This is a genomic window from Aliiroseovarius lamellibrachiae (genome assembly GCF_018599245.1).
Lineage (GTDB): Bacteria > Pseudomonadota > Alphaproteobacteria > Rhodobacterales > Rhodobacteraceae > Aliiroseovarius > Aliiroseovarius lamellibrachiae.
In genome coordinates this window covers 53,647-67,470 of the sequence record NZ_JAHEVJ010000002.1, presented here as the reverse complement: position 1 = coordinate 67,470, position 13,824 = coordinate 53,647, and the positions used below count along the sequence as shown (strand labels likewise).

Here is a 13,824-nt window from a genome sequence, read left to right as displayed (position 1 = left end):
GGTTTATACGTCGCCTGACACATAATGGATGACGGGCGAATGCCCAGAGGGTATCAGGTTTGCAATTACAATTGTGGCTATTTGGCGACAGAACTGAACGAAAAAACGCGGATTTTCGCCGAAAATTAATACCATTATGCAAAATGAACCTAAAACTGGGGTCCCATGCGACAGGCAAAGTTAGAAAACGGCAAAGAAGAGTTGCGGGTGATGCGGCGCAAGGCCTCATGGCTGATTGCATCCGCAGGCATATTTTCGGTTTTTGTAAATATTCTAATGCTGACCGGGCCGATTTACATGCTGCAGGTCTATGATCGCGTATTGGGCTCGCGCAGCGTAGAAACTTTGATCGGACTGACCGTCCTGATGGGGTTTCTTTTTGCCATGATGGGTGTGTTGGATTTTGCCCGAAATCGCGTTTTGGCACGGGCAGGCGCACGGTTTCAGGTGGGGTTAGAGCGTCGCGTTTTTGCCGCCGCACTGCGACGGGCGGCTCATGCGACACCCGGACAAGGGCGTAGCAACAGCCTACGTGATTTGGAAGCGGTGCAAAAACTACTGGCAAGTCCCGCATTTACAGCCTTTTTCGACATTCCCTGGACGCCCGTATTTTTGCTGGCCATCGCAATTTTCCACCCATGGCTGGGCATTTTGGCGGTGTCGGGCGGGGCAATTTTGATCGCGATTACGATCCTGAACCAAATCACGACCAACCCTCCGGTCGCTCAAGCAAATGCCGCAACCCTGCGCGCGGAACATATGGCCGCACAACTGCATGGCGAAGCGGAAATGGTCCGCGCCCTCGGCATGCAAGACGCCGCTTATGACCGATGGCACCTCGCCCGTGCCGAAGCCTTGAAACAGGGGGTACAGGCCACCGACCGTTTGGGGCAATTCACGGCCCTGTCCAAAACATTCCGGCTGTTTTTACAATCCGCAATGCTCGGCCTTGGGGCCTATCTTGCGCTTAAGGGCGAAATGTCGCCCGGCGCCATGATCGCAGGCTCAATCCTATTGGGGCGTGCCCTCGCGCCAATTGATCTGCTGATCGGTCAGTGGCAGGTGGTGCAACGGGCGCGCAGTGGCTGGCGCGACCTGTCTGAATTGCTGGGCGAGATTGCCCCCGACCCGAAACGGATGGAGCTTCCACGACCGCAGGCGCATCTGCGTGCAGAAAACGTGACCGTTGTACCACCAGGACAAAGCAGTGCCACACTGCGCATGGTGAATTTTGAACTCAAGCCCGGCCAGGCAATGGGCGTGATTGGCCCCTCGGGTGCGGGAAAATCCACCCTTGCACGGGTGATTACCGGCGTCTGGCGCCCCGCGGGCGGGAAAATCCGGCTCGACGGCGCGGCACTTGAACAGTTTGACCCCGCCACCCTTGGCAAACATATCGGGTACCTCCCCCAACGCATTTCACTTTTTGATGGCACCATCGCCGAGAACATCGCGGGGCTATCATTAGCGCCAGATCATCAAAAAGTGGTCGAAGCCGCACGTCGCGCCGATGCCCATGATATGATCCTGCGCCTACCTGACGGGTATGATACGCGTGTATCCGGTGGCGGCGGCATGTTGTCCGGCGGGCAAATGCAGCGGGTGGGGCTGGCGCGCGCGCTTTATGGGTCGCCTGTTTTATTGGTTCTGGATGAGCCCAATTCGAACCTGGATAACGAAGGCACACTCGCGCTGAACCGGGCCATTGGCACGGTCAAGGCGACGGGCGGTGCCGTGATTATTATGGCGCACCGCCCAGCGGCAATTGCGGAATGCGACGTTCTCTTGATGCTCGACGGCGGTATGGTGCGCGGCTTTGGCCCGCGCGACAAAATCCTCGCGGAACATGTACAGAACGCAAGACAAATCCAGCAATCCAAAGGCCAAGGGGGAATGAATTAGTGGCAAAACAAGACTTTTCAGCCCGCACGCCCCTGACCATTGGGTTTCTTGCACTGGCCTTGCTGGTCGGCGGATTTGGGGCATGGTCTGTGATGACCAATATTTCTGGTGCCGTCATTGTCGCGGGCGCCATTGAGGTAGATCAAAACCGGCAGGTCGTGCAGCATCCTGACGGCGGCGTCGTTTCGGAAATTGTCGTAAAAGAAGGGGATTTTGTTTCCGCCGGCGACGTGCTTGTTCGGCTTGACAGCACCCTGTTGCAATCGCGCCTGAATGTGGTGGAGGGCCAATATTTTGAGCTGTTGGCCCGTACCGCACGCCTCGGGGCCGAACGTGATGGCGCCGCCACGGTTAGTTTTCCGGACGAGCTGAACAGCATTGCGCAGACACGGCCAGAAATCGCATCCTTGATCAAAGGGCAAGAACGCCTGTTCACTTCGCGCGCGCATACTTTGGCCACACAGGCAGAACAGCTGGCCAAACGAACCGGGCAAATTCGCGCCCAGATCGACGGGGTGAATGCCCAACAGGAGGCCATGAACAAACAGCTAACGCTGATCCGCGAAGAGCTTGAGAACCAGAAGACACTCTTGGCGAAAGGCTTGGCCCAAGCCAGCCGCGTCTTGGCCTTGCAACGAGATGAGGCAGGGCTCTTGGGGCGCATTGGCGAGCTGGCCGCCACACGGGCCGAGGCAGAAGGGCGGATCACCGAAATTGATCTGAACATCACCCAACTCACCGCGCAGCGCCGCGAGGAGGCGATGACCGAATTGCGCGATGTGGAAAGCTCTCGGTTGGATCTGGCCGAACAACGATTGAGCCTGACTGAAACATTGGACCGGCTGGATCTGCGCGCGCCCGTGTCAGGCATCGTGTTGGGCATGCGTGTTTTTGCGGAACGCGCGGTGATCCGCGCGGCCGATCCCGTCATGTTTTTGGTGCCACAGGATCGCCCGCTGGTGATCGCGGCACAGGTTGACCCGATCCACGTCGATCAGGTTTTTGTTGGCCAGAAAGTACGTTTGCAATTCAACGCATTTGACGCACGAAATACGCCCGATCTGACCGGCCATGTCACCAAACTATCCGCCGATGCATTTACGGATGAGGGGTCGGGGGCCAGCTTTTATCGCACCGAAATCCACTTGGATGACGGCGAATTGGCCAAACTGCCCGAGGGCGCATCGTTGCTTCCCGGCATGCCAGCCACCGGGTTCATCCGCACCCAGGATCAGACCCCCCTTGCCTATCTGATCGAGCCTCTACGCGGATATTTCGACAAGGCGTTTCGCGAAAGATAAGCGGCGCATTTGGCCTTTCACTGACGTCAGAACCGGGCTAGCGTCCGGTCAGGAAAGAGGAGAAATGTGACATGAGCGGATTTGAAAAGCGTCTTGCTGAACTGGGTGTGACCCTGCCCGATGCACCGGCCCCCGCGGCCAACTACGTGCCTTATGTACAGGTCGGTGATCTGGTGCATGTGTCGGGCCAAATCTCGATGGCGGATGGCGCCTTCATCACCGGGAAACTGGGTGACACAATGACCGCAGAAGAAGGGGCCGCCGCCGCCAAAACCTGCGCCATTGGTCTGCTGGCTCAAGCCAAAGCCGCTTGCGGGGGCGATTTGGACCGCGTGGTGCGCGTCGTAAAACTGGTGGGGTTTGTGAACTCGACCGCCGATTTTGGCGAGCAGCCCAAAGTTATCAACGGCGCATCAGACTTCATGGTTGAAGCCCTAGGTGAAGCGGGCCGTCACGCCCGTTCGGCAGTCTCTGCCGCAAGTTTACCCTTTGGTGTCGCCGTTGAAATCGAAGGGATTTTTCAGATTAAATGACCCAAATCTCCCTGCCCGAGACCGCTCGCACGGCTTTGCCCCAGTCGTTCTTAGCCACACCCATTGCCCACCGCGCGTTTCACGATGTGGCTGCCGGGCGACCTGAGAATTCGCGTGCGGCGATCCGGGCAGCGATTGAACGAGGCTATGGCATTGAGATTGATCTGCAACCTTCCAAGGATGGGCAGGCCATGGTCTTTCACGACTATGATCTTGCACGGCTGGCCGACGGTAAGGGGGCAATCCGGCAGGTCGATGCTAACACCTTGCGAAAAACTGCATTGCTGGGTGGGGATGAGGGCATTCCCACCTTTGCCGAAGTGCTGGATTTGGTCGCTGGCCGGGTGCCGCTTTTGGTCGAAATCAAAGACCAGGATGGCGCCATGGGGCCACGCACCGGGGATTTGGAAGAGGTCGCCGCGCGCGAATTGAAGGGGTATGATGGGGAGGTGGCTGTAATGTCATTCAACCCAAATTCCGTGGCCCGCTTTGCCCAACACCGCAATGATTTGCCTTTGGGCCTGACCACATGCGCCTATTTGCAGGGCGAATGGCCCTTTATACCTGCCGCCACCCGCAAATTTCTGCGTGACATCCCTGATTTTGACCGTGTTGGCGCAAGCTTTATCAGCCATGATGTGGATGACCTGTCCAACCCGGCTGTGACCCGGTTGAAGGAAGCCGGCGCATCGATCCTCTGCTGGACCGTTCGATCGCAAGAGGTCGAGACGATCGCGCGTGCCGTCGCAGATAATATCACATTTGAGGGCTATGAGCCTTGACCAAAACCGCGCCACCTGCCCCAATGCGCCGGTGACTGAACCCGCGAACACACAAACTCAGGTCGAGATCCGCGCCCACCCCGATCTTGCGTCTATTTCCGCGCAGGCGTGGGATGCCTGTGCCTGTCCAGAGGCTGAAAATGGTCGCGCAATTGACCCGTTCACAACGCACCGTTTCCTATCGGCCCTTGAACGTTCCGCCAGCGTTGGGGGGCAAAGCGGCTGGCATCCACATCATCTCACGGTTGAGGTCGACGGTCGTGTCATTGCCTGTGCGCCACTCTACGTAAAACACCATAGCCAAGGCGAATATGTGTTTGATCATGGTTGGGCCGAGGCGTTTGAACGCGCGGGTGGATCCTACTACCCCAAGCTACAGCTCGCGGTTCCTTTCACCCCCGTCACCGGACGACGGCTGCTCGTGCGTCCGGGGTTTGAAACCATCGGCCAGGCTGCGTTGGTGCAAGGTGCGGTGCAGACCGCCGCGGACAACGACCTATCGTCGCTGCATATTACTTTCTGCACAGAAGACGAAGCGCAAGCGGGCGAGGAAATGGGATTGTTGCCACGGGTTGGGTTGCAATATCACTGGGAAAACAACAACTTTCGGGATTTCGATGGCTTCCTGACGAGCCTGACTTCGCGCAAACGCAAGGCCATCCGCAAAGAGCGGCGCAGCGCACAGTCCTTCGGCGGCGAGATTGTTTCGCTGACGGGCGGCGATCTGAAGCCGGCACATTGGGACGCGTTTTGGCGGTTTTATCAAGATACCGGCGCCCGCAAATGGGGCAGCCCCTATCTGACCCGTGCCTTTTTCGATCTGGTACAGGACACAATGCGCGATGATGTGCTGTTGGTTCTCGCCATACGCAACGGCGAGGCTGTGGCGGGGGCGCTGAACTTCATTGGCCGTGACACGCTATTTGGTCGCTATTGGGGCGCCACCGAACACCATCCCTGCCTGCATTTCGAACTGTGTTACTATCAGGCCATTGATTATGCGATCGCCAACGGGCTTTCCCGTGTCGAGGCCGGTGCGCAAGGGGATCACAAACGCGCCCGTGGGTATGCCCCAGTTGCGACCCATTCCCTACATTGGATCCGCGACGCAGGCTTTCGCAGCGCCGTTGAGCGCTTTGTCGCGCAAGAGGCCCAAATGATTGGCAATGACATTGAAGCGCTGGCTGAAATGGGCCCGTTTCGCAAAACAGAGGATGACCCATGAGCCTTTTGACCCAAGAGGAACGCACAGCCGCCCTGCCCCCACTTTTGACCAACGGATGGGTGTTGATTGACGGGCGTGACGCCATTGTGAAGACATATAAGTTCACTGGGTTTGTTGAGGCGTTTGGGTTTATGACCCGTGCTGCACTTTTTGCCGAAAAATGGAACCACCACCCGGAATGGTCCAATGTTTACAACCGAGTAGAGGTCACGCTCACCTCACATGACGTGGGCGAACTCAGCGGGCGGGATGTGAAATTGGCAAAAAAAATGGACGTGTTGGCCGGGTAATTTACCTAAGAGACACAGAATAGGCGCGGTCGGTCGTTGTCAATTGTAATCCCCCCGGTTTAGGCTGTGCAAATCATGCCGAGCAAAGGAACAAACGATGAGCCATATTGTTGTAATTGGGGCCGGTCAGGCCGGGTCATCTTTGGTTGCAAAACTGCGCAATTCCGGGTTTGACGGGCGGGTGACTTTGATTGGCGAAGAGACCGCCCCGCCCTATCAACGCCCCCCCTTGTCCAAGGCCTATTTGCTCGGCGAGATGACCCTGGAACGGTTGTACCTGCGCCCAGAGAGCTTTTATGCCGACAACGACATCACCCTTCGATTGGGCGCACGGGTCGACGCCATTGATAGAAATGCGCGCGAAGTTGTGATTGGCGATGAACGTTTGAAATATGACCAATTGGCCCTGACCACAGGGTCAACGCCGCGTCGGCTGCCCGCAGCAATCGGTGGCGCGCTAGATGGTGTGCATGTGGTGCGCACGTTGGAAGATGTTGACAGGATCGAGCCTGAGTTTTCGAAAGGGCGTCGGGTGTTGATCGTGGGGGGCGGCTACATCGGACTCGAGGCCGCCGCGGTTGCGTCCAAAAAGGGTGTGGCTGTGACCGTGGTCGAAATGGCCGACCGGATTTTGCAGCGGGTCGCGGCACCGGAAACCTCGGATTATTTTCGCAATTTGCATACGTCACACGGGGTGAACATCATTGAGGGCGTAGGGTTGGAAACCTTGACCGGTGAGGGGCGCGTTTCAGGTGCCCGCTTGTCAGATGGCACTGAACTTGAGGTGGATTTTGTGATCGTCGGCGTGGGCATCGCACCAGGCAGTGCGCTGGCGGACGCCGCTGGGCTTGAAATTGACAATGGCATCAAAACTGATGCGCAGGGGCGCAGTTCTGACCCGGCAATCTGGGCGGCGGGCGACTGCGCATCCTTCCCATATCGCGGCGGGCGCATTCGGTTGGAAAGTGTACCAAACGCCATTGATCAGGCAGAAGTCGTCGCACGCAACATGATGGGTGAGGGCGCAGATTACGTCGCAAAACCGTGGTTTTGGTCTGACCAATACGATGTGAAATTGCAAATTGCCGGGCTGAACAGCGGATATGACAATGTGGTCACGCGCCCCGGCGACAAGGACGGATCGGTCAGTTATTGGTATTATCAGGGCGACACTCTTTTGGCTGTTGATGCAATGAATGACCCCCGCGCCTATATGATCGGAAAACGATTGATTGAGGGCGGGAAATCCCCCGACCGTGGGTCTGTGGCGGACACAAACATTGAACTTAAGTCCTTGATGTAATGCGTATTATCTCTGGGCGATTTCGCGGCTTGGCTTTGGCGAGTGTTGGCAAGGGGGATGCAGGTGCGCATTTGCGCCCGACCACAGATCGGGTGCGTGAAAGCCTGTTTTCGATGCTGGCCGGCGGGCGATTTGGCGACCCGATTGAGGGTGCGCATGTGCTGGATCTATTTGCGGGCACCGGTGCCTTGGGGCTAGAGGCGTTGTCGCGCGGAGCGGCCCATGTGACACTGGTCGACGACGGACGCAAGGCGCTGTCTTTGATCCGGGAAAACGTTGAAAAATGCCGCTGTGGGGATGAAATCACCGTGATAAGCCGAGACGCGACGAGGCTGCCGCCATTGGGATCCAACGGCACACCACACAACCTAATCTTTCTCGACCCTCCCTATGGCAAGGCAATGGGAGAAAAGGCGTTGGCAGCAGCGATGGCCGGGGGCTGGCTGGCCCCTGACGCGTTGATCGTCTGGGAAGAAAACGCCGAGGTCACGCTGCCCGACGGCATCGAGCTGCTCGACACGCGACGCTATGGCGACACCGTTATGTCGATTTGCGAGGTGGCGGAGTAACCCGCCGCGCCCCAGCAATCAGCCCATGCTTTCTTAACCCCACGTCGGGTGAAACTTGCCCGCTGGCGACAGGGTAAAGATTTCACACCCATCTGCCGTCACACCGATGGAGTGTTCAAACTGGGCAGACAGCGATTTATCACGCGTGATTGCGGTCCAGTCATCGCCAAGGATTTTCGTGTCGGGTCGCCCCAGATTGACCATCGGTTCGATGGTGAAAAACATACCCTCTTCCAGCGTCGGACCGGACCCAGCGCGGCCATAGTGCAGCACATTGGGCGGCGCGTGAAAGACGCGACCCAGACCGTGACCACAGAAATCACGCACGACAGACATGCGCTGATCTTCGACATAGGTTTGGATTGCGTGGCCGATATCGCCGAAGGTATTGCCCGGCTTGACCGCTTCAATTCCCAGCATCAGCGCATCATGGGTGACCTGCACCAAACGATCCGCAAAGGGTTTCAACTTGCCAACTTTATACATGCGCGACGTGTCGCCATACCACCCATCAACAATCACCGTCACATCCACATTCAGGATGTCGCCGTCGATCAGCTCATCATGTTTGCGTTTGGACTTTTCGTTTTTGCCTTTTGGGGTTTTGGACCCAGGAATGCCGTGACACACAACGTGGTTCAGCGAGATACAGGACGCGTGCCGATAGCCCTTATAACCGATGGTCGCAGAGACCGCGCCCGCCTCGTCCACCATCGCTTCAATCGCGGCGTCAATTTCGGCGGTTGTCACACCGGGGCCAACCATTGGCGCGATCCGGTCGAGGATTTCTGCTGCCAGTTTTCCCGCCACATGCATGCCCGCGAAATCTTCGGGGTTGTAAAGGCGGATGCCTTCTTTGGTTACACGCATTTTGTCATCCATCGACGCATTCCTTGTTCTCTTTCGCCCTAAATAGGGTGTTCACGCCAAAACCGCCAGAGGCTTGCCAATTTCGATGCTTTGGGACGTGATGTTGGTGCCGTAGCAGATCACTTCGACCCCGGCGGCGTGGGCAATTTCATAGGCCGCGGCATAGGCTGGGTCAATGTCACGCGCCAGATCAAACCGATCACAATCGGTCCGCTGCACGAGATAAAGCATCACGGCACGGTGGCCTTCGCGCATCATATTGGTCAGCTCTGCCAAATGTTTAGCGCCCCGTTTGGTCACGCTGTCGGGAAATTCGGCCAGACCGGGCGTGCGGTTGAGCGTCACAGATTTCACCTCGACATAGGTCAGGCCTGTTTCAGGCGCGGCCCCTTCCAGCAAGAAATCAATACGAGAGTTTTCGCCGTATTTCACCTCAGGGCGCACGGTCTCATAGGGGCCGAGCTCAGGGATTTCATGCGCCTCAAGGGCCGCTTTCAACGCACGATTGGGCACCGAAGTGTCCACGCCGGTAAAGTGGCCGTTTTCATGATCCACCAAACGCCAGCCAAATTTCAGCTTTTTCTTCGGATCATCATTGGGTTCCAACCAGATTTTACAACCGGGGTCCGCCAGCCCCATCATGGATCCGGGATTGGCACAATGTGCGGTCACTTCGCGACCATCTTCAAGCGTCACATCCGCAAGGAAACGTTTATAGCGACGAATGAGCCGGGCGGGTATAAGGGGGGTGGGAAACTCCATGTCTGAGGCCTATACCGAAGGAGACAAAGGAGCAAGCGATGGCAAACTCTGTGACAAACCCAACCGCTGCAATGTTGGTAATCGGAGACGAGATCCTATCGGGTCGCACCCGTGACGCCAATATGTATCATTTGGCAGGTCGGCTGACCGAACATGGCATTGATCTGAAAGAGGTCCGTGTGGTGTCAGACGATGCGCCAGCGATCATCCGCGCTGTGCAAGCCCTGTCGAAAGGGTTCGACCATGTGTTTACATCCGGCGGCATTGGCCCCACCCATGATGACATCACCGCCGATTGCATCGCCGAGGCGTTCGGCGATCAGATCGATGTCCGGCCTGATGCTTACGACCTTTTGGCCGCCCATTATGCGCAAGGCGGAAAAGAGTTTAACGCCGCCCGTCAACGCATGGCCCGCATCCCGGACAGTGCCACATTGATCGACAATCCGGTCTCCGTTGCCCCCGGTTTCTCTGTGCAAAACGTGCATGTGATGGCCGGCGTGCCCAGCGTCTTTCGGGCCATGGTCGACAGCGTGCTGCCCCGCCTGACTGGTGGTGCGCCGCTTTTGTCCGAAACCATTCAGATAAACCGGGGCGAAGGCGATATTGCCGGGCCTTTGGGCGATCTGGCCGCAAAATTTCCCGAGATTTCCATCGGGTCCTACCCATTTCACCACGAAGGGGTTTATGGTGCAAATATCGTGTTGCGCGGTGTAGACGCCGAACAATTAAAACGCGCCACCACGGCCCTGACCCAGACCTTTCCGGAGGACACATGATCCAAGATATGCCCAGCCCCGAAACGCTGATTGACGTGTGCGAAGCCACCTGGCCCGCCGCCGACACCCAACGGGTGGGCGCCTGGGCCATACGCGATGGCAAAGGCGGCGGCAAACGTGTCTCTGCCGCAACCGAAAACTGGCCTACCACCGAGGCCGACTTGCCCGCCGCCGAAGAGGCCATGCGCGCCATCGGCCAAGACCCCTTGTTCCAGATCCGTGCAGGCGACGAACATCTGGACGACATGCTGGCCCAGCACAGTTATGCCAAGGTGGATGTGGTGAATATTTGGGTCATGTCAATTGCCGAATTAACCCGCGAAGCTCCCCCGCCTGTGTCCGCCTTTGCTGTCTGGCCTCCTCTGTCGATTATGAACGAGTTGTGGGAACGCGGGGCCATCAATGCCAACCGCCGCGCGGTGATGGCGCGTGCAGATTGCGTAAAAACCGGCCTATTGGCGCGCACCGATGACACCCCCGCCGGCGTTGGGTTTGTCGGCATTCACAATGGGATTGCGATGGTGCATGCGCTGCATGTGGACGAAGCCCTGCGCCGCAAAGGGGCCGCGCAGAACCTATTGCGTCAGGCCGCCCGTTGGGCAGAAGAAAAAGGGGCGAAATACCTGTCTTTGATTGTGACCAAGGGCAATCACGCCGCCAATCCGCTCTATGCCAATATGGGGATGCATCTGGTGGGACATTATCATTATCGCATGAAACAATCCTGAGAGGCAGATATGACGCAGAACAATAACGGGGTCACGGCGCTGGATCTGCCAATGGTCACCCCCTTACCCGAAGATATTCAGAAGTATTTCGATATTTGTGACGAAAAGCTTGGGCTCGTACCAAATGTCCTTAAGGCTTATGCCTTTGACATGGAAAAGCTGCGCCCGTTCATGGCGATGTATAACGAGCTGATGCTGGGCGAGTCGGGGCTTTCGAAACTGGAACGCGAAATGATCGCGGTGGTGGTCAGTTCAATCAACAATTGCTGGTATTGTCAGGTGGCCCATGGGGCTGCGGTGCGCGAATTGTCGGGCAATCCACTGTTGGGCGAAGCGATGGTCATGAATTGGCGCATGGCAGACATAGACGACCGGCAACACGCGATGTTGGCCTTTTCCGAAAAGGTCGCCAAGACATCCAGCGAAGTCGATGAACACGACCGTCAGGCGATGCGCATTCTCGGTTTCACCGACAAAGACATTTGGGACATTGCCGCAACGGTCGGCTTCTTCTCAATGTCCAACCGCATGGCCTCTGCGGTGGGGATGCAACCTAACGACGCGTACCACGCCCTACATCGATGATTTCAAGCCGCACTTTTTTGATCAGCTGCGCGTTGGTTGGCACTTTGTTTGCCGGCCCCGTGTGCGCATTAGATTTTCCCTCTGGCGCGGAAATGACCGCCCAGAGCGAAAATGCGCCTGCCACTTTTGCGCGCGCGCCGTTTGATGGCGCAGGCGTGCCAATGTTAACCGCACCGGGCACACTGCACCTGCAAGCTTGGCGTATCGAAGGTGATGCCCAAACCAATTACCAACTGATCACCTCTTTGACAGAACAGCTCGTGGCGGAGGGACATGAGATTGTATTTCAATGTCAGGCCGTGTCATGCGGGGGCTATGACTTTCGCTTTGCGGTGGGACAGTTTGCACCGCCCGATCTGTTCATTGATTTGGGCCGCTATCATTATGCCACGTTGCGTAAGGGCGATGCCTACGTTGGGCTGCTCGTCAGCCATGGTGGGTCCGATGGGTTTGTGCAGATCAGCCAAAACAGCGCACTGCGAGAGATCACCACAACCGCCCCCTCAGCGCATATCCCGCGTGTCTCCGATGGGAGTTTGGGGCAAGCCTTGGAAAACCGCGGCCATGTCGTTTTGGACGGCGTCAACTTTGACACCGGCTCCGCCACCCTGTCCGAAGGGTCCATCGCGCGATTGAAAGAATTGGCAAGCTACCTGGCCGCCAACCCAGATCGGCGCATCGCTTTGGTCGGGCATACCGATGCTGTCGGCGGTCTGGACGCGAACACCGCCCTGTCCAGAAAACGCGCCGCGAGTGTGCGCGCCAGACTGATCGAACGTCACGGCATTTCTGGTGATCGCTTGCAAGCGGAAGGTGTCGGGTATTTGGCGCCAATCACCACCAACCTCACACAAGCCGGGCAAGATGCCAATCGACGGGTAGAGGCGGTCCTCTTGAACACAGCGCCGTAGCCACAGAATACCTCAATCAAAAAAAGAGCGACACAAGCAAAGGCTTGGCCGCTCAGTTGTCCCAATTTCAGGACAGGCAGTGTTCGGATTGACGTCGCGGGCGGACCGCTGGGATTACCAGTGGTCAGGCCCTTTTTCCGCAAAGGCGTGGACGAGGAAATCAATAAATGCGCGGACTTTTGGCTGGGTGAACCGGCCGGGTGGATAGATGGCATAGATGCCTTGCGTGTCCATCGGAAGCTCGGGGATCGCATCTTCGATCAACCCTTGATCCATTGCATCTGCGTAGAGAAAGCTGGGCAAATAGGCGATACCGAGGCCCGAAATGGCCGCATTCAATAGGGACTGCCCGTCGTTCACTGACAACCAACCGGCTGACCGCACTTGGCGAATTTCACCCGATGGTGCGGGGATCTTCCACATATTGCCCGAACTCTGGCTCGAATAATGCAAAAGCTTGTGTTCATTCAGATCGTCAATGCGTTCGGGGCGGCCGTATTTCTCAAAATACTCGGGGCTGCCGACCATCCGGCGCGTGGTGGCCGAGATTTTGCGCGCCCGCAGTGAGCTGTCCTCCAGCTCGCCGACGCGGATCGCCATATCAAAACCTTCGCTGATCAGTTCAACATAGCGGTTGTTCAGCACCATGTTTACATTGATGTCCGGGAATTCTTGCAAGAAGTCACCCAAAATCGGGCTCAGGTGGTTCACGCCAAAATCAGTCGCAACTGAAATACGCAACATGCCCGAGGGGGCAGATTGCATGGATGTCACCAAAGAGTCCGCTTCGCCCGCATCATTCAGAACGCGACGGGCGCGGTCATAATAGGCCAACCCAATTTCAGTTGGGCTAACGCGCCGAGTGGTGCGGTTCAAAAGGCGCGCGCCTAAACGCGCTTCCAGACTGGAGACATGTTTGGAGACGGCGGATTTTGAAATCCCCATCTTCCGTGCCGCGTCCGTAAATCCGCCTTGGTCCACCACGGTGGCAAAGGCTTCCATTTCGGTCAGTCGATCCATTTTGTTTTCTTTCTACAATACTGTCCCCAACGAGGAATTGTATCGCGGGCAAATGGGGCAAGACTGTGATCGTGAATGGACAATACCGTGATATTACCGCGGATCGTTTATGTCTTCGAAATTCTTTCAAAATGGCGCCCAACCGCGACCATCAATTTTAACGTTATATTTCAATAAGTTAATCCGCACCCATCACATTCAAGTCGTAATCTGCCAACACGGGGCAGGTTTTCCCCCTGACATTTCCTTACCCAATCCCAAATT

15 protein-coding genes are annotated in these 13,824 nt (G+C 57.0%); 12 read left to right on the top strand and 3 right to left on the bottom strand.

Annotation, left to right across the window (positions count from 1 at the left end; all coding sequences use genetic code 11):
- The first annotated feature begins 165 nt into the window (after positions 1–165).
- From KKW20_RS03705 to rsmD, 8 genes are all read left to right on the top strand, one after another.
- Positions 166–1,902 (top strand): type I secretion system permease/ATPase, encoded by a 1,737-nt coding sequence (locus tag KKW20_RS03705; RefSeq protein ID WP_214566188.1) that lies wholly within the window; start codon positions 166–168, stop codon positions 1,900–1,902.
- A complete protein-coding gene (locus KKW20_RS03700; protein ID WP_214566186.1) occupies positions 1,902–3,203 on the top strand; it encodes an HlyD family type I secretion periplasmic adaptor subunit in 1,302 nt (433 codons plus the stop codon). The genes KKW20_RS03705 and KKW20_RS03700 overlap by 1 nt, the downstream gene beginning before the upstream one ends.
- Positions 3,204–3,274: 71 nt before the next feature.
- Positions 3,275–3,736: a RidA family protein gene (locus tag KKW20_RS03695; protein ID WP_214566184.1), complete on the top strand. Its 462-nt coding sequence runs from the start codon at positions 3,275–3,277 to the stop codon at positions 3,734–3,736.
- Positions 3,733–4,518, top strand: coding sequence for a glycerophosphodiester phosphodiesterase family protein (locus KKW20_RS03690; protein ID WP_214566183.1), 786 nt, complete (start codon positions 3,733–3,735; stop codon positions 4,516–4,518). The genes KKW20_RS03695 and KKW20_RS03690 overlap by 4 nt, the downstream gene beginning before the upstream one ends.
- Positions 4,508–5,743, top strand: coding sequence for a GNAT family N-acetyltransferase (locus tag KKW20_RS03685; protein WP_214566181.1), 1,236 nt, complete (start codon positions 4,508–4,510; stop codon positions 5,741–5,743). The genes KKW20_RS03690 and KKW20_RS03685 overlap by 11 nt, the downstream gene beginning before the upstream one ends.
- Positions 5,740–6,033, top strand: coding sequence for a 4a-hydroxytetrahydrobiopterin dehydratase (locus tag KKW20_RS03680; protein ID WP_214566179.1), 294 nt, complete (start codon positions 5,740–5,742; stop codon positions 6,031–6,033). The genes KKW20_RS03685 and KKW20_RS03680 overlap by 4 nt, the downstream gene beginning before the upstream one ends.
- Positions 6,034–6,130: 97 nt before the next feature.
- A complete protein-coding gene (locus tag KKW20_RS03675) occupies positions 6,131–7,336 on the top strand; it encodes an NAD(P)/FAD-dependent oxidoreductase (RefSeq protein ID WP_214566177.1) in 1,206 nt (401 codons plus the stop codon).
- The gene (rsmD, locus tag KKW20_RS03670) at positions 7,336–7,905 is read left to right on the top strand and encodes a 16S rRNA (guanine(966)-N(2))-methyltransferase RsmD (RefSeq protein WP_214566175.1); all 570 of its coding nucleotides are present in this window, start codon (positions 7,336–7,338) and stop codon (positions 7,903–7,905) included. The genes KKW20_RS03675 and rsmD overlap by 1 nt, the downstream gene beginning before the upstream one ends.
- Before the next feature lie 33 nt (positions 7,906–7,938).
- On the opposite strand, the gene map is transcribed toward rsmD, so the two are convergent.
- Both map and sfsA read right to left on the bottom strand, forming a co-directional pair.
- Positions 7,939–8,787: a type I methionyl aminopeptidase gene (gene map / locus KKW20_RS03665; protein ID WP_214566173.1), complete on the bottom strand. Its 849-nt coding sequence runs from the start codon at positions 8,785–8,787 to the stop codon at positions 7,939–7,941.
- Between the two features lie 39 nt (positions 8,788–8,826).
- Positions 8,827–9,537 (bottom strand): DNA/RNA nuclease SfsA, encoded by a 711-nt coding sequence (sfsA, locus tag KKW20_RS03660; RefSeq protein WP_214566172.1) that lies wholly within the window; start codon positions 9,535–9,537, stop codon positions 8,827–8,829.
- Positions 9,538–9,587: 50 nt separating this feature from the next.
- Between sfsA and KKW20_RS03655 the strand changes: the two genes are divergently transcribed.
- The 4 genes from KKW20_RS03655 to KKW20_RS03640 all read left to right on the top strand — a co-directional run bounded on the left by KKW20_RS03655 (position 9,588) and on the right by KKW20_RS03640 (position 12,540).
- Positions 9,588–10,316 (top strand): competence/damage-inducible protein A, encoded by a 729-nt coding sequence (locus tag KKW20_RS03655; RefSeq protein WP_214566910.1) that lies wholly within the window; start codon positions 9,588–9,590, stop codon positions 10,314–10,316.
- A complete protein-coding gene (locus KKW20_RS03650) occupies positions 10,313–11,044 on the top strand; it encodes a GNAT family N-acetyltransferase (protein ID WP_246534432.1) in 732 nt (243 codons plus the stop codon). The genes KKW20_RS03655 and KKW20_RS03650 overlap by 4 nt, the downstream gene beginning before the upstream one ends.
- A 9-nt stretch (positions 11,045–11,053) precedes the next feature.
- Positions 11,054–11,629, top strand: coding sequence for a peroxidase-related enzyme (locus KKW20_RS03645; RefSeq protein WP_214566171.1), 576 nt, complete (start codon positions 11,054–11,056; stop codon positions 11,627–11,629).
- A 92-nt stretch (positions 11,630–11,721) separates the two neighbouring features.
- A complete protein-coding gene (locus KKW20_RS03640) occupies positions 11,722–12,540 on the top strand; it encodes an OmpA family protein (RefSeq protein ID WP_214566170.1) in 819 nt (272 codons plus the stop codon).
- Between the two features lie 114 nt (positions 12,541–12,654).
- On the opposite strand, the gene KKW20_RS03635 is transcribed toward KKW20_RS03640, so the two are convergent.
- On the bottom strand, positions 12,655–13,560 hold the full coding sequence (locus KKW20_RS03635) for a LysR family transcriptional regulator (RefSeq protein WP_214566169.1): 906 nt from the start codon (positions 13,558–13,560) through the stop codon (positions 12,655–12,657).
- Between the last annotated feature and the right edge of the window lie 264 nt (positions 13,561–13,824).

Excerpts from the sequence above, each read along its gene's own strand:
- KKW20_RS03680 (WP_214566179.1), top strand. The coding sequence starts at position 5,740 with ATGAGCCTTTTGACCCAAGAGGAACGCACAGCCGCCCTGCCCCCACTT.
- KKW20_RS03695 (WP_214566184.1), top strand. The coding sequence starts at position 3,275 with ATGAGCGGATTTGAAAAGCGTCTTGCTGAACTGGGTGTGACCCTGCCC.
- KKW20_RS03635 (WP_214566169.1), bottom strand. The coding sequence starts at position 13,560 with ATGGATCGACTGACCGAAATGGAAGCCTTTGCCACCGTGGTGGACCAA.
- KKW20_RS03685 (WP_214566181.1), top strand. The coding sequence starts at position 4,508 with ATGAGCCTTGACCAAAACCGCGCCACCTGCCCCAATGCGCCGGTGACT.
- KKW20_RS03675 (WP_214566177.1), top strand. The coding sequence starts at position 6,131 with ATGAGCCATATTGTTGTAATTGGGGCCGGTCAGGCCGGGTCATCTTTG.
- sfsA (WP_214566172.1), bottom strand. The coding sequence starts at position 9,537 with ATGGAGTTTCCCACCCCCCTTATACCCGCCCGGCTCATTCGTCGCTAT.
- KKW20_RS03645 (WP_214566171.1), top strand. The coding sequence starts at position 11,054 with ATGACGCAGAACAATAACGGGGTCACGGCGCTGGATCTGCCAATGGTC.
- rsmD (WP_214566175.1), top strand. The coding sequence starts at position 7,336 with ATGCGTATTATCTCTGGGCGATTTCGCGGCTTGGCTTTGGCGAGTGTT.
- KKW20_RS03705 (WP_214566188.1), top strand. The coding sequence starts at position 166 with ATGCGACAGGCAAAGTTAGAAAACGGCAAAGAAGAGTTGCGGGTGATG.
- map (WP_214566173.1), bottom strand. The coding sequence starts at position 8,787 with ATGGATGACAAAATGCGTGTAACCAAAGAAGGCATCCGCCTTTACAAC.
- KKW20_RS03640 (WP_214566170.1), top strand. The coding sequence starts at position 11,722 with ATGACCGCCCAGAGCGAAAATGCGCCTGCCACTTTTGCGCGCGCGCCG.
- KKW20_RS03650 (WP_246534432.1), top strand. The coding sequence starts at position 10,313 with ATGATCCAAGATATGCCCAGCCCCGAAACGCTGATTGACGTGTGCGAA.
- KKW20_RS03690 (WP_214566183.1), top strand. The coding sequence starts at position 3,733 with ATGACCCAAATCTCCCTGCCCGAGACCGCTCGCACGGCTTTGCCCCAG.